32 protein-coding genes and 2 tRNA genes are annotated in these 23538 nt (G+C 62.3%); 16 read left to right on the top strand and 18 right to left on the bottom strand.

Annotated elements, in window-relative coordinates; translation table 11 throughout:
• The first annotated feature begins 64 nt into the window (after positions 1-64).
• Positions 65-901 (top strand): hypothetical protein, encoded by an 837-nt coding sequence (locus LJF34_RS10120; protein WP_231184844.1) that lies wholly within the window; start codon positions 65-67, stop codon positions 899-901.
• Positions 902-918: 17 nt separating this feature from the next.
• Here LJF34_RS10120 and LJF34_RS10115 read toward each other — a convergent pair whose 3' ends face one another.
• A complete protein-coding gene (locus LJF34_RS10115; RefSeq protein ID WP_231184843.1) occupies positions 919-2037 on the bottom strand; it encodes an aminomethyltransferase family protein in 1119 nt (372 codons plus the stop codon).
• Positions 2038-2079: 42 nt separating this feature from the next.
• A complete protein-coding gene (locus LJF34_RS10110; RefSeq protein ID WP_231184842.1) occupies positions 2080-2376 on the bottom strand; it encodes a DUF6432 family protein in 297 nt (98 codons plus the stop codon).
• Positions 2377-2582: 206 nt separating this feature from the next.
• Here LJF34_RS10110 and LJF34_RS10105 point away from each other — a divergent pair, with 206 nt between their 5' ends.
• Complete coding sequence (locus LJF34_RS10105) at positions 2583-3053, top strand: Lrp/AsnC family transcriptional regulator (RefSeq protein ID WP_231184841.1); 471 nt, start codon at positions 2583-2585, stop codon at positions 3051-3053.
• A gap of 29 nt (positions 3054-3082) precedes the next feature.
• Here the strand turns inward: LJF34_RS10105 and LJF34_RS10100 are convergent, their stop codons facing one another.
• Positions 3083-4507, bottom strand: coding sequence for an NAD(P)/FAD-dependent oxidoreductase (locus LJF34_RS10100; RefSeq protein ID WP_231184840.1), 1425 nt, complete (start codon positions 4505-4507; stop codon positions 3083-3085).
• A gap of 163 nt (positions 4508-4670) precedes the next feature.
• Between LJF34_RS10100 and LJF34_RS10095 the strand changes: the two genes are divergently transcribed.
• Positions 4671-4871, top strand: coding sequence for a hypothetical protein (locus tag LJF34_RS10095; RefSeq protein ID WP_231184839.1), 201 nt, complete (start codon positions 4671-4673; stop codon positions 4869-4871).
• A gap of 70 nt (positions 4872-4941) precedes the next feature.
• On the opposite strand, the gene kdgK1 is transcribed toward LJF34_RS10095, so the two are convergent.
• Both kdgK1 and LJF34_RS10085 read right to left on the bottom strand, forming a co-directional pair.
• The gene (gene kdgK1 / locus LJF34_RS10090; protein WP_231185061.1) at positions 4942-5895 is read right to left on the bottom strand and encodes a bifunctional 2-dehydro-3-deoxygluconokinase/2-dehydro-3-deoxygalactonokinase; all 954 of its coding nucleotides are present in this window, start codon (positions 5893-5895) and stop codon (positions 4942-4944) included.
• A gap of 91 nt (positions 5896-5986) precedes the next feature.
• Positions 5987-6799: an aldo/keto reductase gene (locus tag LJF34_RS10085; protein WP_231184838.1), complete on the bottom strand. Its 813-nt coding sequence runs from the start codon at positions 6797-6799 to the stop codon at positions 5987-5989.
• 121 nt (positions 6800-6920) lie between these two features.
• Between LJF34_RS10085 and npdG the strand changes: the two genes are divergently transcribed.
• Positions 6921-7589 carry an NADPH-dependent F420 reductase gene (gene npdG / locus LJF34_RS10080; protein WP_231184837.1) on the top strand — a complete coding sequence of 223 codons (669 nt, stop codon included), beginning with the start codon at positions 6921-6923 and terminating at the stop codon, positions 7587-7589.
• A gap of 58 nt (positions 7590-7647) precedes the next feature.
• Here npdG and trxA read toward each other — a convergent pair whose 3' ends face one another.
• Both trxA and LJF34_RS10070 read right to left on the bottom strand, forming a co-directional pair.
• The gene (gene trxA, locus LJF34_RS10075) at positions 7648-7917 is read right to left on the bottom strand and encodes a thioredoxin (protein ID WP_231184836.1); all 270 of its coding nucleotides are present in this window, start codon (positions 7915-7917) and stop codon (positions 7648-7650) included.
• A gap of 90 nt (positions 7918-8007) precedes the next feature.
• Entirely contained in the window at positions 8008-8967 is a 960-nt protein-coding gene (locus LJF34_RS10070; RefSeq protein WP_231184835.1) for a phosphotransferase, read from the bottom strand.
• Between the two features lie 127 nt (positions 8968-9094).
• Here LJF34_RS10070 and LJF34_RS10065 point away from each other — a divergent pair, with 127 nt between their 5' ends.
• From LJF34_RS10065 to LJF34_RS10045, 5 genes are all read left to right on the top strand, one after another.
• Positions 9095-9259, top strand: coding sequence for a preprotein translocase subunit Sec61beta (locus tag LJF34_RS10065; protein ID WP_231184834.1), 165 nt, complete (start codon positions 9095-9097; stop codon positions 9257-9259).
• A 36-nt stretch (positions 9260-9295) separates the two neighbouring features.
• Positions 9296-9880: a pyridoxal 5'-phosphate synthase glutaminase subunit PdxT gene (gene pdxT / locus LJF34_RS10060; protein WP_231184833.1), complete on the top strand. Its 585-nt coding sequence runs from the start codon at positions 9296-9298 to the stop codon at positions 9878-9880.
• A gap of 86 nt (positions 9881-9966) precedes the next feature.
• Positions 9967-10419, top strand: coding sequence for a bifunctional nuclease family protein (locus LJF34_RS10055; protein ID WP_231184832.1), 453 nt, complete (start codon positions 9967-9969; stop codon positions 10417-10419).
• Positions 10416-10700, top strand: a complete 285-nt coding sequence (hisE, locus tag LJF34_RS10050; protein ID WP_231184831.1) for a phosphoribosyl-ATP diphosphatase — start codon at positions 10416-10418, stop codon at positions 10698-10700. Before LJF34_RS10055 ends, hisE begins: the two co-directional genes overlap by 4 nt.
• A gap of 74 nt (positions 10701-10774) precedes the next feature.
• Complete coding sequence (locus LJF34_RS10045) at positions 10775-11188, top strand: hypothetical protein (protein ID WP_231184830.1); 414 nt, start codon at positions 10775-10777, stop codon at positions 11186-11188.
• Between the two features lie 53 nt (positions 11189-11241).
• Here the strand turns inward: LJF34_RS10045 and LJF34_RS10040 are convergent, their stop codons facing one another.
• Together LJF34_RS10040 and LJF34_RS10035 are read right to left on the bottom strand one after the other, a co-directional pair.
• Complete coding sequence (locus tag LJF34_RS10040) at positions 11242-11772, bottom strand: 50S ribosomal protein L16 (RefSeq protein WP_231184829.1); 531 nt, start codon at positions 11770-11772, stop codon at positions 11242-11244.
• 59 nt (positions 11773-11831) lie between these two features.
• A complete protein-coding gene (locus tag LJF34_RS10035) occupies positions 11832-12446 on the bottom strand; it encodes a metal-dependent hydrolase (protein WP_231184828.1) in 615 nt (204 codons plus the stop codon).
• Positions 12447-12568: 122 nt separating this feature from the next.
• On the opposite strand from LJF34_RS10035, the gene LJF34_RS10030 reads away from it, so the two are divergent.
• Complete coding sequence (locus tag LJF34_RS10030; RefSeq protein ID WP_231184827.1) at positions 12569-13186, top strand: hypothetical protein; 618 nt, start codon at positions 12569-12571, stop codon at positions 13184-13186.
• A 13-nt stretch (positions 13187-13199) separates the two neighbouring features.
• Here LJF34_RS10030 and LJF34_RS10025 read toward each other — a convergent pair whose 3' ends face one another.
• From LJF34_RS10025 to LJF34_RS09995, 8 genes are all read right to left on the bottom strand, one after another.
• The gene (locus LJF34_RS10025; RefSeq protein ID WP_231184826.1) at positions 13200-13823 is read right to left on the bottom strand and encodes a class I SAM-dependent methyltransferase; all 624 of its coding nucleotides are present in this window, start codon (positions 13821-13823) and stop codon (positions 13200-13202) included.
• Positions 13824-13915: 92 nt separating this feature from the next.
• The gene (locus LJF34_RS10020; RefSeq protein WP_231184825.1) at positions 13916-14635 is read right to left on the bottom strand and encodes a DUF2270 domain-containing protein; all 720 of its coding nucleotides are present in this window, start codon (positions 14633-14635) and stop codon (positions 13916-13918) included.
• A 285-nt stretch (positions 14636-14920) separates the two neighbouring features.
• Positions 14921-15115, bottom strand: a complete 195-nt coding sequence (locus tag LJF34_RS10015; protein ID WP_231184824.1) for a cold-shock protein — start codon at positions 15113-15115, stop codon at positions 14921-14923.
• A 70-nt stretch (positions 15116-15185) separates the two neighbouring features.
• Entirely contained in the window at positions 15186-15311 is a 126-nt protein-coding gene (locus LJF34_RS28925) for a hypothetical protein (RefSeq protein WP_255665823.1), read from the bottom strand.
• A gap of 124 nt (positions 15312-15435) precedes the next feature.
• Positions 15436-16239 (bottom strand): DUF2182 domain-containing protein, encoded by an 804-nt coding sequence (locus tag LJF34_RS10010; protein WP_231184823.1) that lies wholly within the window; start codon positions 16237-16239, stop codon positions 15436-15438.
• Between the two features lie 85 nt (positions 16240-16324).
• On the bottom strand, positions 16325-17773 hold the full coding sequence (locus tag LJF34_RS10005) for an MATE family efflux transporter (RefSeq protein ID WP_231184822.1): 1449 nt from the start codon (positions 17771-17773) through the stop codon (positions 16325-16327).
• A 140-nt stretch (positions 17774-17913) separates the two neighbouring features.
• Positions 17914-19302: an MFS transporter gene (locus tag LJF34_RS10000; RefSeq protein ID WP_231184821.1), complete on the bottom strand. Its 1389-nt coding sequence runs from the start codon at positions 19300-19302 to the stop codon at positions 17914-17916.
• A gap of 119 nt (positions 19303-19421) precedes the next feature.
• A tRNA-Phe gene (locus LJF34_RS09995) sits at positions 19422-19495 on the bottom strand.
• Positions 19496-19631: 136 nt separating this feature from the next.
• On the opposite strand from LJF34_RS09995, the gene LJF34_RS28920 reads away from it, so the two are divergent.
• The 5 genes from LJF34_RS28920 to LJF34_RS09975 all read left to right on the top strand — a co-directional run bounded on the left by LJF34_RS28920 (position 19632) and on the right by LJF34_RS09975 (position 22847).
• Positions 19632-19757 (top strand): hypothetical protein, encoded by a 126-nt coding sequence (locus tag LJF34_RS28920; protein ID WP_255665820.1) that lies wholly within the window; start codon positions 19632-19634, stop codon positions 19755-19757.
• Between the two features lie 50 nt (positions 19758-19807).
• On the top strand, positions 19808-20233 hold the full coding sequence (locus tag LJF34_RS09990) for a hypothetical protein (protein ID WP_231184820.1): 426 nt from the start codon (positions 19808-19810) through the stop codon (positions 20231-20233).
• A gap of 1 nt (position 20234) precedes the next feature.
• A complete protein-coding gene (locus tag LJF34_RS09985; RefSeq protein WP_231184819.1) occupies positions 20235-21191 on the top strand; it encodes an alpha/beta hydrolase in 957 nt (318 codons plus the stop codon).
• Positions 21192-21300: 109 nt separating this feature from the next.
• Positions 21301-21438: a hypothetical protein gene (locus LJF34_RS09980; RefSeq protein ID WP_231184818.1), complete on the top strand. Its 138-nt coding sequence runs from the start codon at positions 21301-21303 to the stop codon at positions 21436-21438.
• A 281-nt stretch (positions 21439-21719) separates the two neighbouring features.
• Complete coding sequence (locus tag LJF34_RS09975) at positions 21720-22847, top strand: hypothetical protein (RefSeq protein WP_231184817.1); 1128 nt, start codon at positions 21720-21722, stop codon at positions 22845-22847.
• A 200-nt stretch (positions 22848-23047) separates the two neighbouring features.
• On the opposite strand, the gene LJF34_RS09970 is transcribed toward LJF34_RS09975, so the two are convergent.
• Positions 23048-23121, bottom strand: a tRNA-Val gene (locus LJF34_RS09970).
• Between the two features lie 85 nt (positions 23122-23206).
• Between LJF34_RS09970 and LJF34_RS09965 the strand changes: the two genes are divergently transcribed.
• Positions 23207-23476, top strand: a complete 270-nt coding sequence (locus LJF34_RS09965; protein ID WP_231184816.1) for a hypothetical protein — start codon at positions 23207-23209, stop codon at positions 23474-23476.
• Positions 23477-23538: the final 62 nt, after the last annotated feature.

Raw genomic sequence — 23538 nt, 5'->3', positions numbered from 1 at the left:
CGAAACCGGAACTGGTTCGAAAATCGAAACTTTTTCGACCGGCCGCTCTTTGGATACAGGTCCGATGGAACCCTTCCCACTCGACCGACTGCCGCACCGCTCCGATTGGACGGGCTACCTCCTCGATCCGACCCGCGACCCGCCGGGTGACCTCGAAGCCTACACCGATATCGCGGTGTACGACGGCATCTATGAACAGGTATTGGATCGCTATCGGGAGGAGGACTTCGACCGCGAGGAGTTCGTCCTCGAAATCCGCGGCGCGGGCCGCGAGGACCCCGGCGTCATCTCCATCGAGGAGGACCTGTTCCTCGCCAGTTCCGCCGAACTGGTCGCCCGGGAACGCGAAGTCGTCCGTGACGCACTCGGTCCCGTCCTCGACGGCGGCGAAACCGTCCTCGCGCTCGGGTGCGGGTGGGGCGCGAACCTCGGCGTCATCGCCGAGGAGTTCCCGGGTGTGACCGTCATCGGTGGCGAAATCGCGGAATACGGCGTCACCGCCTCGCAGGAACTCAACGCGGACGACCCGCGAATTTCGGTCGAACCGTTCGACTTTCACGGTGAGTGGGAACTGTTCGATGAGCGCGACGATATCGTCGTTTTCACTCGCGGCGCGCTCACGACGCTCGACGGACTCGGACCCGTCATCGACCGACTGGCGGACCGCGCACGGGAAGGCGAACTCCTTGGCGGCGTCCATCTCGAACAGAGCGGTCCGCATCCCGAGGACACGGTTCTCGGACTTCTCCGGCGGCGATACGCCGACGTTCGTGGGTTCGACATCGACCTCCTCCCGACCCTCCGAGGACGTCCCGACGTTTCCGTCTCACACGTTGCGTACGACGTCGTCGGCGCGAATCCGCTCCATCCGCAAACCGCGATTCGGTGGCGGTCCACGTAGTCTAAAAAGACAGAACCTCAGTCGTAGTTCGGAACGCGCCCGGACTCGTCGCTACCGTCCACGAGCGGGAGGGTCGCCGCTTCCGCTTCGACTTCCTCGCCACCGACGCGGACGGTCAGGTCAGTCCCTATCGTCACGTCGTAATCGACCAGCGCCATCGCGACCGGTCGTTCGCACGACGGACTGTCGATTCCGCGGGTGACTTCGCCGACGACTTCGTCCCCCTCGAATACCGCCGCTCCTTCCTCCGGCACGGCGTCGAGGAGCACTCCCACGAGTCGACGACTCGGTTGCCCACGGTTCTCGACGCGCGAGACGACTTCCTGCCCGACGTAACAGCCCTTCTCGAAGTCGAGGGCGTTCCGGAGGCCGAGCACGTTCGGTACCTCGCCTTCCAGTTCGAACTCGAACAGCGGCGTTCCGGCCTCCAGCGTCAGCGACTCCCACGTCACCCGTCCGAAGGGCGCGGCGTTCATCCCTCGCGTGACGAGTGCGTCGAAGACGAGTTCGACGTTCGCCCGTTCGCGGCCGATTTCGTCCGCCGTCGCGTCAGTCGTGCAGATCACTTCGTACCCCTCCTCGCCCGTCGGTGCGTCGGTTCGGACGACCGTCACGCCCACGTCCGCCATCTTCCCACGAATGAACGAAAGTCGCTCGTCGGGGGTACTCGCGCCGTTCAACACGCTCGCGACCTTCTCGGTGGCGTACGGCCCGTGAACGCCGAAGACGGCGAAGCGTTCCGTCGCGACGGATATCTCCACGTCCTGAATGAACACCTTCTCGCGCCACTCCTCGGCGAGCGGCGTCGCTTTTCCGGGCGGCAGAAAGAGCAGGAGTCGCTCGCCCGCACAGTAGACGTACATGTCGAGTTCTATCTTCCCCTGCGGGTCGAGGAGAAGCGCGTAGGTCCCTCGTCCATCCTCGTTCGGAACCCTGTTCGAGACGATGTTGTCGACGTACTCGATTCGGTCGTCGCCGGAGACGACGAGGACGCCGTAGGGCATCTCCGTGAGTCCGACGCCGTTTCTGACCGCGCGGTGTGCCCGTTCGGGGCGGCCGTAGTCGCGTGGCACCCGCCGATTGCCGATCGAACAGAACGTCGCGCCGTGCTCTTCGTGCAGCGCTTCGAGGCTCATACACGTAGTCGGGTGCGTAGGGGAGTAAAAACGTCGGATGTGCTACAGCGGCAAGCGCTCGAAGAGTTTGTCCACGAACGTCGGTTCGTCGGTTTCCTCCTCCGGGTCGGGAACGACGCGCTCGTTGGGTCTGATGAGCGTCCGCCCGTTTTTCATCCCGGCTTCGATGAGACCGTCCCGCTTCAGGTTCGCGAGCGCGTCCTCCAGTTCGTCGATGCCCGCTTCCACGTGCGACCGCAGTTCGAAGACCGTCATTCCGTCCTCACTCCTGTCGACAAGGGCATCGAGTACCCGGACCTCGATGTCCGGCCGGTGTCGATACTCCCGCTTGGCCTTCATATCTGTCCCTATGTCTCCCCGGTTTTTAGCCTTACCTCCCGCTCGAATTTGGCGGTCGATAAAACTCGAAAAAAGTTCCCGGTTGACGACGTCGAAACGCTTCGTCCATCCGATTTCGATGGACGACCGTTTGAGCACGGTTTCGAGTGAATGTGTCGTCCGTCCAGAGAAACCGTCATGGCGAACAGTCGCAATTTGTATTCCATATGGCATCGAACGCCTTGGACGATATCGACAGGGGCATCCTGTACGCGCTTCAACGGGAGGCCCGCGGTTCGACGACGACGGAACTCGGACGTCGACTCGACGTTTCGGCCAGCACGGTGAGCAACCGCATCGACCGACTCGAAGCGGACGGCATCATCACAGGATACCGAGCGACGGTCGATTACGAACGGACGGGATTTCCGCTGAACGTATTGATGATATGTACCGCGCCTATCGGCGAACGCGGGGACATCGCCCGGCGAGTTCTCGACATTCCGGGCGTCGTGAACGTGCGGGAACTGATGGTCGGGGAGGACAACGTTCATGTAGAAGTCGTCGGCAAGTCCAACGACGACCTCACACGGGTCGCAACCGTACTTCCGGAGTTCGGTCTCGTCGTCCGCGACGAAATCCTCATACGAAACCAGTACTTTCGACCGCTGAAGCAGTTCCGTGAAGACGACGCGTGATGCGCTTTCTCCCGTCTCGCCGTCCGAGGTCACTCCTCGACGCGTTCGCTCGCGTCCCGGAATAACCCGTCCAGAATCTCCGGCGTCGTCGGGTGATAGGCCCTGTCCGGCACGTCGCGGACGTCCATCCCGCGCTCCACGACCACCTGCATCGTCTTCGCCATCACGTCCGCATGGTAGTGAAGTCCCTGATACCCCAGAACGGTTCCGTCATCCGCGTCCACGACCAGTTTCGCCATCCCTCTCGACGCCTGTTTCGTCTTGAACACGCCGTCGTCCGTCGCCTGCCGGGTGACGGCGACGTAGTTCCGACCTGCGGCCTCCGCCGCCTCCTCCGACAGGCCCAGTCTGGCGAAGGGGTACACGCCCACGGCCGAGAAGATGACGTGATGGTGGACGTTCTCGTACGGGTCGAGTTCGTCCCCGCGGGCGTCCGCGAGGATGTTTTCGGCCGCTTTGAAGCCCTGTTCCTTGGCGACGTGGAGGATGGGTTCCTTGCCGTTCGCGTCCCCGACGACGAACGTCTGTGAGTCGTCACGGGTCCGCATCGTCCCTTCGACCCATCCTTCCCGAGGTTCCAGTGCGGTGTTCTCCAGTCCGAGTCCGTCGAGGTTCGGCCGCCGTCCCGTGAAGAGGAACAGTTCCTCGGCGTCGATGACCTCCGATTCGCCGTCTCCCTTTTCTCCATCTCCTTTTCCCCGTTCGACGTGCAGTCGAACGCCGTCTCCGGTCGATTCGATTCGCTTTTCCTCCGTTTCGGTCAGGATTTCGATGTCGAACTCCTCGCGATACATGTCCAAAATCTCGTCGCCGAACGAGGAATCGGCCTCGTCCAGCGGCCGTTCGTCGTGTTCGATGACCGTGAGGTCCATTCCCGCCGCCTCGCTGAGGTACGGGACGAGTTCCAGACCGGTGTAGCCGAACCCCATCACGACCCCGGAATCGGGGAACTCCGTCGCGTCGAGAACGTCCGTGCTGGTCATGTACTCCACGTCGTCCATGCCCGACAGGTCGGGAACGTTCACTTTCGACCCCGTGGCGATGACGACGTAGTCCGCCTCGAACTCCCGTCCATCGACTTCGACGGTGTGGTCGTCCACGAACCGAGCGGTGTCGTGATAGAACGCCACGTTCTCCCGCTTCGCGAGGTCGTGAACCGCCTCCCGACGATGCTCCGCGAAGCCCAGCACGTGGTCGTTTTTCAGTTCCACGACCGACTCCAAATCCACCTCCGGCGTCCCCGACAGTCGCGGGTCGTGACGCGCCTGATATCGGTGGGCCGCCGCCGACAGCACCTCCTTCGACGGCATGCAACCGCGCAGGATGCACAGGCCGCCGCCCGGGTCGCCGTCGTCGACGAGCGTCAATCGAACGCTTGGCTCCTCGGCCAGCCGCCGTGCCACGGCGACCCCCGCGCTTCCATACGCCCCGACGATGACGACGTGTGTAGCCATACGCCCACTTTTGGCGTCGAGGGTGTTAGCGGTTTAGGCGGCGGCGAGGATGGAGGGGTTTCGAGACGGAAACAGAAAATTCACGCTCAGGACGGAGCGTGCACGTATCCGGATGGGGATGCATTCGAGATGAATTTATAGTATTACGCATACATCTGTTCGCATGAGCAGAAGAATCGGACGAAAGACTATATTTCTGGGATTGGGTGGCGCAGTCGCAACGCTCGCTGCAGGACTTCTCGGAATGGCTGGCAACGTTCCAAGGGACGAAATGGTCAACGAACTCTGGTATCCCCTGTTTCTGGCTGGTATGGTGTTCTTCGTCGTCGTGACCATTTACTGGTTCGACTCAACACCGTCCTGACTGCGCAAACGGAGCGGCTACCGTCTGATACGCTCGTATACGTACTCACCGAAACTCGGACTTTGCGGCGTTAACGGGAGATATCGCGCCCTTCCGTGTCCAGCACGCTCTCCACTTCCTCCCGCGTCACGACCGCCACGTCGCCCGGAATCGTCCGTTTGAGGGCGGCGGTGGCGGCCCCGTATTCGAGCGCGGTCGGGACGGACTCCCCGTCGAGACGGAGGGCGAGAAACGCGCCGACGAAGGCGTCGCCGGTGCCGATGGGGTCCAGCGTGTCGGTTTCGAAGGCGGGTTGTTCGTGTATCTCGCCGTCGTGGAGCGCCAGTGCGCCCTTCGACCCGCGGGTGACGACGACGGTTTCGAAGTCCCAGTCGTCGTCGAGACTGCGGGCGATGTCGGCGGCGTCCCCCGAACGGTCGAGGACGGTGCGGGCGTCGCGCTCGGCCGTGACGAGCACGTCGATACGGGGGAACAGCGCGGCGAGCGATTCGCGCGCCTCCGAGGGCGACCAGAGCTTCGAACGGTAGTTCACGTCGAAGGCGGTGGTCGTCCCGGCATCCCGCGCGGCGGCGAGAACCTCGTCCACGGTGGATTCGAGCGTCGAGGAGAGCGCGGGCGTGATGCCGCTGGTGTAGAACGTCCGGGCGTCCCGAATACTGTCGAGCGCCACGTCGTCGAGGGTCGCCGTCGTGACCGCCGCATCGGCCCGGTCGTAGATGGCGCTGGTCCCGCGCGGGTCGGTTCCGAATTCGAGGTAGTACGTTCCCTGTCGCCCCTCGTCGCTCCACGCGATTTCGGTGTCGATGCCGTACCGACGGAGCCCCGCGGCGACGCGCCGTCCGAGCGGCGAGTCGGGGAGCTTCGAGGTCCACATCGCGTCCGCACCGAGCCGGTGGGCGGCGATGGCGACGTTGCTTTCCGCGCCTGCGGCACGGAGTTCCAGCGAGGAGGCGCTCTCGATACGTTCTCGGTCCGGTGGCGAGAGTCGTAGCATCGTCTCGCCGAAGGTCACGAGGTCGGTCATACCCGCGAGATGATTCTCGGTACCCATAGCTCCCCCGATGCGGCTTCGGCGAAAGAACGGAGCGGTCGAAAACGGTCGCGTGACGAACCGGTTACCACGGCGCGAAGTCGGGGTCGACTTGGCGCTCTTTCGCCCCGATGTCGTCGATTTTCTCGACGTCCTCGTCGTCCAGTTCGAGGGTGAGCGCGCCGTAGTTGTCCTCGATGTGGTCCTCGCCCGTCGCCTTCGGGATGGCGACCACGTTGTCCTTTTGCATCAGCCACGCGAGGCTGACCTGTGCTTCGCTGGCGTCGTGTTTCTCGGCGACTTCGGTCAGTTCCGGCACGTCGAACACCTCCCCGCGGGCGAGCGGCGAGTACGCGACGAGCGTCATGTCGTTTTCCTGCACGTACTCGACCAGTTCGTCCTGCGGCAGGAGCGGGTGCATCTCGACCTGATTGGCGTAGATGGGCGCGTCGAGGTGCTCCTTTGCCTCCTCCAAGTGTTCCGGGTCGAAGTTGCTCAACCCGACGTGCTTGATTTTGCCCTCGTCGTACAGTTCGTCGAACGCCGCGAGCGTCTCCTCGGGGTCGTATTCGCGGGCGGGCCAGTGGATGTAGAGCAGGTCAACGTAGTCCGTGCCGAGTTTGTCGAGGCTGTCCTCGGTCGTTTCGATGACGTCGTCGTATTCGAGGTTGTCTATCCACACCTTCGTGGCGAGGAAGAAGTCCTCGCGGTTCACCGACGAGTCGGCGATTCCCTCGCCAACGTGTTCCTCGTTGCCGTACGCTTGGGCGGTGTCGACGTGTTCGTAGCCCAAATCGAGGGCGTAGGCGACGCTTTTCGCGCACTCGTCCCCGTCCGTGTTCTGCCACGTTCCGAGTCCGAGCTTCGGAATTCCGTCGCTGTTGGCGTCGTATGTCATCGTGTCCGTTCCAAGGCCGAGGAAGGAAAAAGGGGTTGTGGCGGCGGAAATCCTGAAGGGATTCGTAACCCACGACTCCCGGTTTCGGAGAACTTAACCGCGTTCCGACGGACACCTCAGTATGCGAATCGCACTCATCGGGGGAACCGGCGACATCGGACAGGGGCTCGCGCTTCGGTGGGCGTTCGACACCGACCACGAGGTCATCATCGGGTCGCGCGACCCGGAGAAAGCTCGCGGGAAAGCGGCGGAGTACGAAACCGAACTCGACAGTTTAGGTGTCTCCCGTTCCATCAACGGCTTCAAAAACGGCATGGCCGCCGAACGCGCGGACGTCGTCGTCCTCGCCGTCCCGCCGTTCCACGTCCGCGACACCATCGAAGACGTCGCCGACCGACTCAGCGATGTGGACGTCCTCGTCACCCCCGCCGTGGGGATGAACCGCGACGAGTCCGGCTTTCACTACAAACCGCCGAAGGCCGGGAGCGTAAGCGAACTCGTCGCCGAAACCGTACCCGACGACGTTCCCGTGGTCGGCGCGTTTCACAACCTCTCGGCCGACCGCCTCGCCGACCTCGAACTAGATATCGAACAGGACACCCTCCTCGTCGGCGACGACGACGATGCGAAGGAGATGGTCGTGCGACTCGCCGAGGAAATCGACGGCCTGCGGGCGCTCGACGCCGGCGGCATCGAAAACAGCGCCGAAGTCGAGAGCATGACGCCGCTCCTCATCAACCTCGCGCTCGAAAACGAGGGAATGCACGACGTCGGCGTCCGGTTCGAATAGCGGTCGCTGCGCTCGAAGCGTATCTCTCGAAAAAAGCTGTGGGACGGCGGTGTCGGAATTACGCGCCCGCTTCTTCAAGGACGCGTTCCAAGTCGTCACGCTGGGTCACGCCGACGAAGCGTTCGACGACGCCCTCGTCGTCCTCGATGACGATGGTCGGAATCGAGCGAACCTGATACTCGTTGGCGATGTCCTGATGCTCGTCCACGTCTACTTTCTCGAATTCGACGTTTTCGTCCCAGTCCTCTTCCAAGTCCTCGAGAATCGGGTCTTGGGTTTTGCACGGGCCACACCAATCTGCGTAGAAGTCGAGCAGTTTTACGGTCATGCGTTTCTCTTGGAATATTCAGTCGCCGCGTGCATAAGGGTTTCTTCCTCCCCCGACTCTGCCGCCTGTTCGTCCGTCACAGCCGTTCCGTCAGGAGATTACCGCGAGCCGTCGATTCATCTCCGTCTCCATCCAGTCGGCGAGTTCGTCGGGGGGCACATCGAGAAATGAAACGTACTCGTCGAAGACGCCGGTGTGTCCGAACAACCGAACCGCGTCGTAGACCCGTCGGCGCTCCTCGAATCCATCCGGCAACCCACCCGCTCGCTCCCGATAGCCGTCGTAGAACGCGGCAACGATTTCCTCGGGACCGTCGCCACGGAGGGAATCGATTTGGAGGTTCCGCGTCCGTTCGATATCCCGAACCGGGTCGCCGATGTGGGCTATCTCCCAGTCGAGGAAGCCGATTCCATCCTCGCCGTGAAAGCAGTTCGGCTGGGCAGGGTCACCGTGGACGAGTGCGGCCGGTGACTCGTCCAGCAGGTCCCGGTTCGCCTCGACGGCTTCCAACACGTCGTCGAAACGGTGGTCGAAGCGGTCTGAAGACGCTATTTCGCGCATTTCCGTCACTCGTTCGGCGAGCACGTCCGTCCACGGTCCTGCTTCGAGTTCGAGGCCGTCAGCGTCGCCGCCGACGATGTGAGCGTGGTTCTCGAAACGAAGGGAGTGAATGTTCGCTAAAGCCGTTCCGACCCGTCGAGCCAGTTCGGCCCGCTCGCTCACGCTCGCGTCCGACCACGATTGCAGCAGAGACGGTCCGGAAACCGGTGCGGTCACGAGGTAGGGAACCCTCCGCTCCGGTTCGCTCGCCAGCACCGTTGGAACGGGTACCACACTCTTTGCGCCGACGTACGCGATGACTGCCCGTTCACGGGCAATTCGAGTCCCATCCCCGTCGTTCGCCATCTTCAGGTACACCCGTTCGCCGTCGGAGAAGTCGATACCGACCGTTCGGTTCTCGTCGTTCCACGAGGGGCCGGAGGGATTCACCGCGTCCACGTTGCGATGGGGGAACGCATCGTCGAGCGCCGTTGCGACCTGCTCATCCATGTACAGGGATTTTTCCCCGCGGAACAAATGGGTTGGGCCGCACGAATCCGATAGCGTTTCGAAATGATTCGATAGCATTCGATAACGTTGCGAAAGGTTTACGCCGCCCGCTCTCGGATCGGAAACCATGAGCAGTGGTCAAAACTCCGGTGGGCTGATGTCCAGCGCCGGACTCGTGCGCTATTTCGATGCCGAAGACCGGAACGCGATTCGAATCGACCCCAAGACGGTGTTCGCGTTCGGCGTCTTCTTCGGCGTCTTCATCTTAGTGCTGAACTTCCTCGCGCTGTAACGAGGCCCTTTTCCCGACCAACTCCGAAGTGCCCCCATGAGTCTCAACGCCGGCGTCATCGCCGTCCAAGGCGACGTGAGCGAACACGCCGATGCGATTCGCCGGGCCGGAACCGCCCACGGCGAGTCCGTTTCCGTCACCGAAATACGCCAATCCGGCATCGTCCCGGACTGTGACCTCCTCTGTATGCCGGGCGGCGAATCCACCGCCATCTCACGACTCCTCCAGTCCGAGGGAATCGCCCCCGAGATACAGGCCCACGTCGAGGCCGGAAAGCCGATTCTCGCCACCTGCGCGGGCCTCATCGTCGCCGCGGCGGACGCCGCCGACGACCGCGTCGAAAATCTCGGACTCTTGGACGTGACCGTCGAGCGCAACGCCTTCGGCCGCCAGAAGGACAGTTTCGAAGCGCCGCTCGACGTGACCGGGTTGGACGACCCGTTCCCGGCAGTGTTCATCCGCGCGCCGCTCATCGGCGAGGTGGGGTCGGCGAACGTCCTCGCCGAGTGGGACGGACGACCCGTCGCCGTACAGGACGGGCCAGTCGTCGGCACGTCGTTTCACCCGGAACTGACACCCGACAGTCGGATTCACGGCCTCGCGTTCTTCGGCGACGAATAAGGCCGTTCCCGGTCCGAGCGGTTATCAAAGTTCAGTCACCCGACTGCGGTAAGCAGGTTTTTGCCGTTGGGCCGCCTCGTTTCGCTATGGACGTTTCAATCGATGCGGTACGTGTCGCCGCTACCGAGGACGGACCTCTTCCGGTGGTCGTCCTCGCACCGGACGACGGCGACGGCGTGCTTCCGATTTTTATTCGATTCGAGGAGGGAATCAGCATCGCCCGCGGGATGGAAGCCGAGGACATCGGGCGGCCGCTGACCCACGACCTCCTCCTCGACGTGATGGAGGAACTCGGCGGACGCATCGAGCGCGTCGTCGTCACCGAACTGGAGGACAACACGTACATCGCCGACCTCCACATCCAGACGCCGCGAGACCATGAAATCGTGGACGCCCGTCCGAGCGATTCGCTCGCGCTCGCCTCCCGTACCGGCGCGCCGATCGAAGTCGCCGACGAGGTGTTCGAACACGGCCAGCAGGAACGAGCACAGTTCGACGAACTGCAGGACATCCGGGAAGTCGCCCAGATAGGCCCATGAACGACGTACTGGACGACCTGTTCGAGGTCATCGAAGACCGGAAGGAAACGCTCCCCGAGGGCTCCTACACCGCCTCGCTGTTCACCCACGAGAAGGGCGAAAACGCCGTCCTCGAAAAGTTGGGCGAGGAGATGACGGAACTCATCATCGCCGCGAAGGACGACGACCGCGAGGAAATCGCCTACGAGGGGTCGGACGTCATCTACCACCTGCTCGTCCTCCTCTCGATGAAGGACATGGAACCCGCGGATTTGCGCGAGGAACTGGAATCACGGCGCTGAGCGTTTTACGGTGGCACACCCTTTTTGCTTCAGTCCGACGGAAAGCATATGGCCTTCCGTTTGAAGGAAACTGTATGGTTTCCCGCATCTCTCTCCGAACCCTCTTCCTCGCGCTGACGGCCATCGGCGTCGTCGTGGCGGGCGGACCGATTATCGAGGGACCGCCGCCGTCCGGCTACTACATCTCGGCCACGGCGGTCGACAGTCCGGGCAATGGCACCGTTCACGACTACGGCTCCCTCCCCTCCCGCGTGCAAGACCTCGTCAAGCGTGCCGTCGAATCCGACGAGCGCCCGTTCACGTCGTCGGTTCCGGCGACGCTCGTCGGGGATTACGTGCGCTATCACGGGAACCTGTACGAGATATGGGCGAGCGGTCGAAACGGAAGTATGGAGTCGAGTTACATCGACCCGCTGGTCTACGGCGTGATACTCACGCTCGTCGGGTGGGTGGACCTCGTGGCCGATTTGACCGTCCTCGACCGGTAACTCGCGGCGCTATCGCTCGCCCGGGAAAACACGGTAAAAACGACGAATCGAGTTTAGCTGACGAGTTCCTGCTCGCCGCGCTCCACGACGATGCGGCACGGCGGGGAGATCTTGTTGTAGGCGCGGCGGAACGCGTCCTTCACGAGGGGCGCGTCGTCCACGGTACACCACGCGGTGAACACTCGATCGCCGTTGGCGATTCGTGCGGCCGTTCCGACAGGCTTTCCGAACGCCTGTCGCATCCCGTCGGAAACGCGGTCCGCACCCGCACCGGTCGCCTGCTTGTTCTCGCGCAGGACCTGGTGGGGGAACTTGCGGAGGATCATCTTGTAACCGGTCTCGCCGATGTTCTTGAGCAGGAAGCGGTTCGCCGACAGGCGGGAGGCTTCCAGCGCGCCGTGGCGGATCTGGCACTCCTCTTCGACGACGAGCGAAATCTGAACGGGGTAATCGTCCTCGTCGCTGTCCACTTCGCCCATCTTGTACTGTGCGATCTTCGAACCCGGAATTCCGGTGATGTATTCGCGTCGCGTGTACGAGGGCTTGTCGATGGCCCGGTACATCGAGGCAGGTTTGTCGGACATAGTTACTACCGAATCTGATGGTCAGGGCGTGAATAAACCCTTCGAAGCGCGTTCGACGCTCACTGGACGAAGTCGCCGATAAACCGTTCAGGAACGTACGCCAGCATGTGGGACGGAATCCGGGCGACGAGCCATTCCGCGATGCTCACGAGCGGCTTCCGAAGGAGTGCGTACACTCCCGAAATCAGCACCGCGAGGATCACCAGCGTTTGAATCGTCCCGTCGTAGAGGGCCAGACTCGGCACCGCGAGTGCGGCCGCGAGCGCGAAATCCTCGGGCGCGCCGTCGTATCGGATCCAGCGACGCGGCGAAATCCATCGCTCGTGGTAGTGGTCGTACACCGCTCGTTCGGACTGACCGAGCCACGGTTTGAGTTCCAACCCGCCGCCGAGGGCGTCCGAGGCGGAGTGTGCGGCCGCCGCGAGGAGGAAGAACCCGAGCGCGAACGTCCACACGGTGGGAAACAGCACCGCCGCGCCGAGCGCCACCGCCGCCGCAATCGAGTAGTACACCGGGAAGTGCAGCGTCTTTCGATGCCCCGAATACAGGTCCAAGTCGGGGAATACGCCTCCGGCGAGGCCCGCAGTAACCGCGACGGGAGCCAACTCCGGCGCGACGAAGAGCGAGGCACTCCCGAGCAGCACGCCGACGAGGGCGTGCGTCGTTGCCATCATGGTACCTCCGGTAGGGAAGGTTCGTATAAGCGTTTGTCGGCGTGCTCAGTGGTAACGCGGTACAAGTCGAAAGGATTACGACAGCCATCGTTTACTTTGCCCCGCCCCTACCGCAACTCGGGATGGCGACCGACACCTCCTCGTACCGCCTCGTCCGGTGGTTGCAACTGGCCATCGCCAGCATCGCGTTCGTCGGCCTCGCGACGCGGAACGTGGGGGTGTTGGTGAACGGTATCTTCGCCTTCGGTATCACCGTCCTTCCCGGCGTTTTGGAGCGGGATTACCGTCTCTCGCTCGACCCGTGGCTGACGCTGTGGATAACCCTCGCCGTCTTCCTCCACGCCGTCGGCATGCTCGGCCTCTACGAGGAAGTCTGGTGGTGGGACCACCTCACTCATTTCCTCTCGGCCACGCTCGTCGCGAGCGTCGGGTACGCGACGGCGCGAGCCTTCGACAAACACTCCGACGCGGTGTACTTCCCGCCGCGATTCATGTTCGTCTACGTCCTCCTGTTCACGCTCGCGTCCGGCGTCCTGTGGGAAGTTCTGGAGTTCGTGGCACGGATGAGCGCCCGAACGGTCGGCGTGGAACCCGTCCTCATCCAGTACGGACTGAACGACACCATCACCGACCTCATCTTCGACGCCGTCGGTGCGGTGTTGGTCGCCCTGTTCGGGACGGGTCTCCTCTCCGAAACGGTCGAAACGATTCAGGCCCGACTTTCGGGGGAACACGACTGACCGACACAGCGCCCTATCCGTCGAGTCCCGCCGAGAAGAACACCCAGTGGCCGTCGTCTCCCGCAAGCGCGTTCGCCACGCTCCATTCGTCGAGAACGTCGAACCCGGCGTCCCGCAACTGTGTACGCGTCGCGTCCGCTCCGGCGATGTCCCACTGCATCTCGACGCCGCTTTCGAGCCAATCGGGATTCTCCCCGCTCCACTCCCCCGGCCCTTCGGAGACGAGCAATCGACCGCCGGGACACAGAACCCGCGCGAACTCCTCGATGGTCGCTCGGTGTTCGCCCATCGGAACGTGAATCAGCGAGTGATAGGCGGTGATGGCATCGAACGCCCCGTCCCGAAAGGGGAGGGTCGTCATATCGCCCTGCGCGAGGGACGCACCGGGTGCGTTTCGGGTCGCTAACGTCAGTTGCTCGCGGGAGAAATCGATGCCGACCGCCGTCGCCTCCGCACTCGACTGGCGGAGGACCGGCTTTCCCTGCCCACAGCCAACGTCGAGGACGCGTGCCGATTCCGAAATCGGGGTGAGAAATCGGTCGAGTAGTTCGACTCCACGGCCCTCGTCGGGCCGTTCAGCGGCGTACGTCTCCGCCAAGCCGTCGTATCCGCGCCGGACGGTTTCCTTCTCGGTCATGGCCGGAATTCGGATTCGGTCCTGTTAAAATTTCACCAAAATCGCGCGTCGTATCATCCCACGGGATGATCCTCGCGACGAACGCGACCCACTCACTCCCGCGAGGAGTCCCATCCGGTCACATCGCTCGCACTCGGCAGGATTTCGCCGTTGATGTGCCACGTTCGGGGGCGGTAGGCGACGACGACGATTCCGGCGTAGAATGCCACGACGATGCCCGTGACCGCGCTTCCGGGGAGCCACCCGATCGCGGCCGCGTGGGGCCATACTGCCGTCGGCGTGTAGGCCGTCAACTGGAACACCCACGCCACGAGGAGGACGAAGAACAGCGGCGCGTACACCCGCCGAAGCCGATGGGCCAGCGCCTCCTCCAAGGACACCTTCATCTTGGGTCTGCGGTAGTCCTCGCTCAGCTTCCGTCGCCAGTCCTCGTCCACGACGCCCTCGGTGTCGTCGAGCGCCAGCGCGAACACGTTCTGCTGGAGCATCCGTACCCGCGAACGCCAGATGTCGTACGCCCGATAGCGGCGTGCTTCGATGAGCAGGAAAATGCTCACCGTGATGATGGCGAGGAGGACGATGTAATGGGGATTGCTCCGACTCGAAAATGCCCACGTCAGGATGGCCGCCATCAACGTTATCGCCCAGTTGCTCGTCCGGTCGAGTCGCTCACGCCAGAACTTCATTCGGTGGATCTCTCCACGGTACAGGTGTGCGAGCGACGAACTCGGACCCATGTTTTCCTCGAACAGTCCCGCGCCGAGTTCCGTACCACTCGTATCCGGTGGTTCGTCCGTCTCTTCGTTCGTCATAGCTGGATACCGACCTCGTTCGGATACGTACAGTATTGTGCTTTATAGTGAAAACCGTGGTGGTTCTGTTCCCTGTGTTATCCAGTTCGCAGCGTCATTCCGTTCGTAGTTCATCGCCGTCCACTGAAGCTCTTCCATCGTCACCTCTCCTCGACGCCGTCGCTATCCGTCGTTCTCGTCGTCGATTCGACCCGGTACGTGGCGCCCCGTTCGGTCGCACCGCTGTTCGGTTTCGAGTCGCTAAAAGTGTAGTAGTAACGTATTGCTCACAAAAGCGTCGCCCGATTACAGACGGGTGACGTTCTTCGCTCGGGGGCCCTTCGGGGCCTGTTCGATATCGAATTCGATCTCCTGTCCCTCTTCGAGGTCAGCGCCGCCCACGTCTTCCATGTGGAAGAAAACGTCGTCGTCCGCGTCGTCCGTCTCGATGAAACCGTAGCCGCCAGTGTCGTTGAAGAAATCAACTTTGCCTTTCGCCATTGCTTTTGTACGGAGTCGGGCTCCCCTCATAACCTTTCCGAGGGGGGTGTTACCACGAACATCGGGTTTATTACTCCCCGAGGAACCGTGTAACTCCTCCCACGAGGAGGACCAACCCGCCGAGGATGAACGTTCCGGGGACCGGGAGGACGAACAGTACGGCACCGAGGAGCAACACGACGGTCGATATTTTCATGACGAACGTGGATTCATCCGCGCTACGGTTACGGTTTGTGGGCGAAAGGGAACATGTAACGAAGACCCGCTCAAAGGATTCCGGCAACTACCAGCAATCAGAGGATTTCGGTAACTATCAGAAATCAGAGTGTTCCGGCAACTACCAGACCGACCCCTGCGATGCCGGAGAGAAAACCGATTCCCCGTGCCAACCCTTCCCCGTCGGGTGCCAGTATCTCGACCGATATCAGCGCGGTGATGGCCACCACCCAAAGGAGGTTCATCGACCCGACGACGACCATCAGTGCCATCAGCGCCCAGCAACAGCCGACGCTATCCAGGCTCAGTCGCCATCCCGAGCGGACCGCGCTCCTACCGCCCGAACCGTTCCCCTCGAAGTCGCCGCTCGGCGTCCGACAGTGTTTCAGATGCCGACGTTTGGCCGACGAGAGCTGATAGGCCGACAGCACCAACAGCGTCGCCGCCAGCAGAAAGACGCGCCTTTCCGGTGCGATATCCGCGATCGGAACGGCGAGGTTGAACGCCAGCGGGACGAGTCCCGTGAGAAGCCAGACGAGCGTGTACGTGCCCATCACCGAAACGACGGCGACCGCTTTCCGCGCTCTTGTCGTCGATCCCTTCCCGTCGTAGGGTTCTTCCGCGTCGTAGTACGCTCGAAACGCGTGGGCCGACGACGGGTACATCATCGCGGTCATCATGATTCCCCAGACGAACAGATACAGGCCGACACCCATCGCCCCGTTCGAGAGCGCCATCGCTTCCGGCATCCCGGGAGCGGCCATGTCCATCGCCATCGCCGACCACAACGTGGGTAGCCTTCGAGTTGCGAGCAGTATCCACGCGAGAAGCGCAACGCCGTAGGTGAACAGAACCACGGAATGTCGCTGATGGGAGAGGAATCGACGCGATGTTTTCGAAACGTGCATGATGGCTCAGAGCGGTTGCGTCATCGCTCGATATCCCTACGCCATCGTTCAGTATAACCCTACCTCGGTCGGCGACGAAATCGCCTCAGTCGTCCGCGTACGACGCTTCGGGACGGAACTGACGGCTGATGACTTTCCAGCGTCCGGTCGAAAACCGGTAGTAGTTGAGAATCGCCGGAACCGTCGTCTCGGCGACGTACGAGAGGTACAGTCCCCACAGCGCGAGCGGCGTCGTGGTCCCGAGATACGCCAACGGAATCGAACACAGGAACATGCCGACCGCTTGGGCCATGAACGGCCAGCGCGTGTCGCCGCTGGCGTCGAGAGGACCGGCGACCGCACCGTTGACTCCCTGCGCCAGAATGGCGAAACACGAGACGTAGACCAACGTGATGGCGTGCGGCACCGCCGGGTCGTTCGGGTCCGAAACGAACGACAGGACGATGGGTCGCGCGAACGCGAACACGATGGCCGCCGCGACGACGTACGTCGCCACCGAGAAGAGGACGACGTCACGGGCATACGTCTCCGCGCTCCGTTCGTCGCCCGCCCCGAGTTCCTGGCCGACGAGGCTGCTCGACGCCAAGCCGAAGCCCCATCCGGGCGTGTTCATCAGGCCCCAAATCCGCCGACTGATGACGTACGCCGCTGCGACGCTCGGACCGAACAGGGCGACGATGGCCAGCATCGGGAACTTGGCGACCGTCCACACCATGTTCCGACCGACGACTGGCAGACCGATTTGCACCACCTGTCGAAGCGTTTCCACGTCGAGATACTTCCCGAACGGGTCGACCTTCACGGGCAGTTCGCCCATGCCGGGAAGCCGACCCGCGACGACGCCGATGGCGAACACGACGGTCACGACGACGTTCGAGAGGAGCGTCCCCCACGCCGCGCCCGCGACGCCCATCCCGAACTGGAAGACGAACATCGCGCTCAAGACGATGTTCGTCACCGCGCCGCCCGCCCGAATGACCATCGGCGTCCACGCGTCGTCAGCGCCGATGTAAATCCGGCTTCCGACGAGGTTGACCGCCGCGAGCGGAACGCCGAACGAGATGATGTGTAGGTACCGCGCACCCAGTTCGATGATCCGCTCGTCCCCCGTCATCAACGAGACGAGTTCCGACGGGAACAGCCAGAAGACGGCCGCTACCGGGAGGGAGACCAACAGCACGAGCGCGACGCTCGACCGAATCGCCTGCCCCATCTCCTCGTAGGCCTCGGCACCGTATCGCTGCGAGACGAGCGCGATGGTTCCCCCTGCAAACCCGCCGCCGAGCGAGAACGCCATCCCCCAGAACGGCGTGGCGAACCCGACGCCCGCGATCGCCGCCGGGCCGATGGCGATGCCGACGAACGCCACGTCCACGGCGTTTTTCGACATCCGAGCGATGCCGGTGACGATGCGCGGCCACGCCAAATCCGTCGTCCGACGGACGTTCTTCGCGTCGACGAGGCCGAGACGGGCGAGCACGAGACCGATCGCGAGAATGGTCAATCGCGCCGGGTTCGGGAAACGAGTATCCACAGCGGCTGTTTCGAATCGAAACTAAAAGTTCTTTTCAGATGCGGTAAAGGAAGCGGCCGTTTCGACCAAAACGATTCGCCCGCGTTTCTCGCCTCGACGAATTGGTCGAAGCAACCGATATCGTGAGGAGGGAATCGACTTCATTCGGCGCGCTTCTCGCCGACTTCGTTCATCGATGTCGGCACGGCAGTGCCGTCGTGAGAGGCGTCATCCGTATCCGGGAGTGGTTCGGTCGTCCTGCTTCCTTCCGAGAGTGTCCGGAGCGACAGGACGAGAACGGCTCCGAGGAGTACGAATCCCCCTGCGACGCCGAACGCAACGCCGTAGCCGAAGGTAGCCACCCAGCCACCGAGTACCCCGCCGATACCACCTGCGATGGCACCGAGGGCCGTGTAGACTCCGAGAACCTCGCCACGGACGTTCCGCGGTGCGAGGCGAGTGACGATTGCAGTGCCGACGACGGCGATGACCGCCCACGTCAAACCGATAGCGGCGAGACCGACCCCAGCAGCCCCGAACCCGAGTGTCACGGCCCCCAAACCGGCTACCAGTGTGATCCCCGGAAAGAGCACGCCACGAACCGCGAGCGCACTTGATTGGAGGAGTCGAACGTCGTATCGCGATGCGACCGTCCCGACGCCCTCGTAGAGGACTGCGGAGGCGAGACTCGAAGCCAAGTACAGGGCGAACACCTCCTCGGAATCGAAGCCGGAGTCAGTGAGGAACAACGGCAGTGGTGCCCAGAAGACGGCGAATCCCGTGAAGAAAAGTACGGCGGCGACCAGATAGGTCGCCAAGCCCGGATTGACCCGGCCGAGGAGTCTGCGTGGACGGAACCGCCGGGTGGTCCAGTACAACCGGTTCGGTGAAAACACGAAGGCGGTTCCCTTGATGCCCCGGTTCGAAGTCGAGAGGAGTCGTGCGACCTTGCGGATTTTTCGTTCGCTCGTGACGTGGGCACTCGGGTCGGGACGCGGAAGCGACCGGACCGCCCCTATCACGCTCACCCCCGCACAGAGGGCGAACACCCAGAAGAGCGCGCGAGTGACGGCCTCCTCCCCGACGAGCTGTCCCCCGATAAACGGCCAGACAGTCCCGAGTACGAGACCACCGGCCCAGCCATAGCCCTGATATTTGTTCAGCAGCCCTATCCGCTCGCTCCACGCGGATTCCGGCGCGTCGTCCACGACCAGCATCGTCAACACGGGTGCGATGGACGAGACGACCAGCCAGATGACGGCGTTGGCGACGATGACCGCGGTAACGCTGTCCAACAGGGGAATCGCGGCGAGAAAGGCGGCAACGGTGGCGAGCGTTATCACCACTAACGGCCGCCGATGGTCGACACGATTGGCGAGTCGGCCGAACGCTATCGCTCCCGGGGCACCGATGAGCGCGGCCGTCGCCGCCAAGATACCCAGCTCCACCGTCGAGGCTCCGAGTTCGACGATGTAGAGCGGTATCAGCAGGGACGCACCGCCGAACGAAATCGAGCCGAGTGCCCACGAGTAGAGCCACCGTTCTGTCATGGATAGGACTGTGTACGGATTCCGTATGAATTTGGAGGGTTACTGTTGGAACAATATCTCTTCGTGACTGTGAGTGGATGCAGCCGTTTCTGTTGCTCATGGAATTGTTCGCAGAAACATGCCGCCTCCCGGATTTGAACCGGGGACAGCTCGATCTTCAGTCGAGTGCTCTCCCAGTCTGAGCTAAGGCGGCTCATCCTGGAAAAGGCGGATGGTACAAAAAAGGATTTCGAAATCCACCCGAGGAAAGCCGGACGGAGTGAAAACTGCTGACGCTCCCATGGACGGGTAACACAAGCCATTTATCCGTTCCTGTGTTACGAACTGACATGGGCGAACGTGCCTGCTATCTGGAGTTCTGTCCCGCCTGTGACGCGCCGGTGACGATGGCGGACGAGCGGTGTCCCGACTGTGGGGAGCCGCTTGCAGATTCCGCTTCGCACCCACCGGATTGATTATACAATTTTTTATCATGAACCCTCCCGTCTCGCTTTCGGGGGACAGCATGAACGATACAGACTTCGCCAGTCACGAATGGTGGGAACGGTACAAGGAGACGGTGAACAGCGACCCCGAGATGGAGGTTCGAGGCCACGACAAGTTCGACGACGACTTCTACGTCGAAATCGGCGACGAGCGATTCCTCATCGAGATGCGGGACGGTTCGATTCGCGAGATTCGGCCGAACCCGACGTTGAACGACCGCTGGTCGTTCGGCGTCGAAGGCTCCCGCGAGGCGTGGGAGGAGTTCGTTCAGGAGAACCCGCCCGCGTTCAATCACGAAATCGTCGCGTCGCACTATCGCAGCGCGGTCAGGAACGAGGACGGCCATCTTCGGATGCGAGGGGACAACAAGAAGATATTCCAGAATTTGCGGGCGTTCCAGCGCGCGCTTGATTTGATGCGCGTCGCGCACAACGGGGGGAGCTAATATGGCGGAACACGGGACGGTAGAGCCGATCACGGGCAAGTACGTTCACACGGACGTCGGCGGTGTGGACCACCGGATTTACTTCGAGGAGAACGGTCCCGAGGACGGCATCCCGCTCCTCTGTCAGCACACCGCGGGCAACAACTGTCAGCAGTGGCGGCATCTCCTCACGGACGAGGAGATCACCGAGGACTTCCGCGTCATCGCTCACGACTTGCCGTATCACGGGAAGTCGGTGCCGCCGACCAGCCAATCGTGGTGGGAGGAGGATTACACCATGACGGCGAAGAAGTTCACGGAGACGCTGGTCGCGCTCGCGGACGCGCTCGACCTCGACGACCCGATTTACATGGGGTCGTCGATGGGCGGCAACATCGCCCTCGAACTGGCCGACTGGTATCCCGACCGGTTCCGTGCGCTCATCGGACTGGAGTGTGGCGCACACAGCCCGGGGTTCTACATCGATTGGCTCGACCATCCGCAGGTCAACACCACCGAGGTGAACGCCTACTCCTGTTGGGGACTGATGGCTCCACAGAGCCCGGAGCAGAACCGACGGGAGACGATGTATCTGTACGAACAGGGGGCGAACGGCGTGTTCAAAGGCGATCTGTACTACTATTCGATGGATCACGATTACCGGGACAAACTCGACCAAGTGGACGCCGACGAATGTCCGTTGTACATCGTCAACGGCGAGTACGACTACCTCACCACGCCCGAGGACGGAACGGAGACGGCGGCGGGGATCGGCGACGGGGCCACCGCCGTCGAGATGGCCCAGATCGGGCACTTCCCGATGAGCGAACACCCCGAGCTGTTCAACGCGTATCTGAAGGAGATTCTCGGCGACATTACCGGCGACAGGGACGGAACGCTTTCGGACGTTCTGGACCCCGACGACGTGGGAATCGAACTCCAACCACCCGCGCCCGCCCGGGAAACGTCGGCGGAGTAACGCCGTCCTGTTTTTCAACCTGTACGTCCCTTTGGAAGGGAGTAAGCGGTGAATACCGCGGGCGGGAGAAAGCTTATTGCTACACGGTACCGCACTTCGAGATACCCAAATGGTGCAAGAGAACACCGATAGATGGGACGACTGCCTCGAACGCGAAATCGACGGCGGGGTCGAACTGTACGACCCCGAAAACGACGACGCGTGGATCTGGTCCGACCTCGGCGTCGAACTCTCGTGGGAAGCGTAATTCGGGATTGCCTCGCGGCGCTCCCGAGCAACGAACGGTTACTGACCGGCCGACGCGAGTGCCTATCCCCCCTCCACCGCTCCATCACCTCCACTGCCCGTCGCCACTCGATTGCTCCCGTATCGATCGGTCTGGTCTCCTATTTGATACTTCGCCGACTATCTAATCGGGCAACAAGAGAAAATATTTATCCTACCAATTGATGTGGACATGCAAACAGAACCGAACGGATTCTCACCCTCCACAACACCCCCGTTCGGATGCCCCTCCCCGCAATCACAATGCACGTATCATTCTTCGAACGCGAAACGCTCGATACTTCGGCCTTCATCGTCTCCGGATTCCTCCTCGTAGGTATCCTCGAAACGTTGAACCGATACGTTCGGATCCTGTCCGGTTTGCAGCAACCACACGTCGACGTACGGTGTTGCTGGCGACCCCTCGCCAACGCCGTTCTCGCCGGGAAGCCGATGTACGTCCGCCCGGCAGTGGACAATAAACCGCCGCTGTTCGAACTCCTCAACGTCGCCGTCGCGGCTACCGGACGATATCTGCTCGTCTTCTTCGTCCTCATCGGCATCGTCAACGCGTTTTCGGCCATCCTCCTCTGGCGGATCTGCGCCGAACGGAACGCCTCCCGCGTCGGGTTGATGGCCGGACTACTGTTCCTGACGAGCGTCCCCGCGACCGGCGGTACCGTTATCAACGTCCGCTCGTTCGCCATCGCGGGCATCCTCCTCGCGCTGTGGTTCGATCATCCCCTCGCACGCGGTGTGACTATCGCCGTGGCGGGTCTGTTCTCCCAACACGCCGTGTTCGCCATCCCCGTTCTCGCCTACGACGGTCTTCGCTACCTCGAACGCGATGACTGGGTGGAATGGATCGCGACGTTCGTCGCCGGTGGACTCGGCGTCGTCGCCGTCTCCTTCGGGTTCGTGTATCTCGCGTGGGGACCCGCGTCCTTTCAGGGCGCGCTCTACTGGTCGTTCGGTGCCGCGAAGAAGTACACCACCAACCCGGTCGTTCCGTCCCTCATCGGCGACACGAGTCGCTGGCTCGCCGCTCTCTACCGCTCGACCATCAAACACCTCTTTCTCCTCGTCCCCGCCGCGGCCGTCGTCTACCAACTCCTCACTGAACGCGGGTCGAAGCGCGTTCTGCGCTCGACGAACGCCCCCGTCGTGACCGCGACCCTCCTCGCGTTCTCGATGACGATTCCCCTCTTCGTCCGCGCCTACCGCGCTTACTGGCTGTATCCGCTTCCGTTTCTCGCCCTCCTCGCGAGTATCGGCTACCAGCAACTCTTCACGCTCGGACGGGACGAGTTCTCGACATCCGAAGAAAGTCGACCTCGCGCCGACCACGATCAACCTCCCGCCCGCGGTCAGAGCGACGATTTCCTTCGATAGGAGCGTTCGTCGTCGAAGGCGCTTACTGCTCGTTGGCGTATCGCATTGCGGGAAATCTGGATGGGTTCGGGCGGATTCGAACTACATGCAAGACATTCCTGCTCACTCACGTTCGTTCGCTCCGCGGGCTGTGACTTGCATCGTTCCAATCGCCCTCACGAACGAATTTACTCGTCACGTCCGTTCCTCGCAAAATTCGATGGGTTCGGGCGGATTCGAACCACCGATCTCGGCCTTGTAAAGGCCGCGTCATAACCAACTAGACCACGAACCCGTACCCGGGAAAAATCGCTCCGGAGGAATAACTGTTACTTTCTCCGTTTCGTAACGACTACCACGCTCGCTAGCAATCCGCAGGTATGGACGATACGCTCTCCGCGCTCGGCGAGCAGGACGGTTGGAAGGTGGACGGATTCGCCGCCCGCGTACACTATCGCGGCGCTGACGACTTCTACAGCATCGAGTACTACCAACCCAGCGACTGCGTCATCTACTGGAAAGTGAAGGGGGACGGCGACGTGGCGGTTCCGGTTGGGCGCAACACGGTGCCCGACCCGCTTCGTGACCGCGTGCGCATGGACTTGACCGAGGCGGGCATCGACTCCGATATCGAAGCCCGCAAATTGTAACGCCGTTCGATCGTATGCGTGTCGGCAGCGAGTGAACTGCTTTTTCTTTGCATTTCCCTTAC

Source organism: Haladaptatus sp. DYF46 (assembly GCF_021083305.1).
GTDB lineage: Archaea > Halobacteriota > Halobacteria > Halobacteriales > Haladaptataceae > Haladaptatus.
This window is presented reverse-complemented; position numbering and strand designations above follow the sequence as displayed.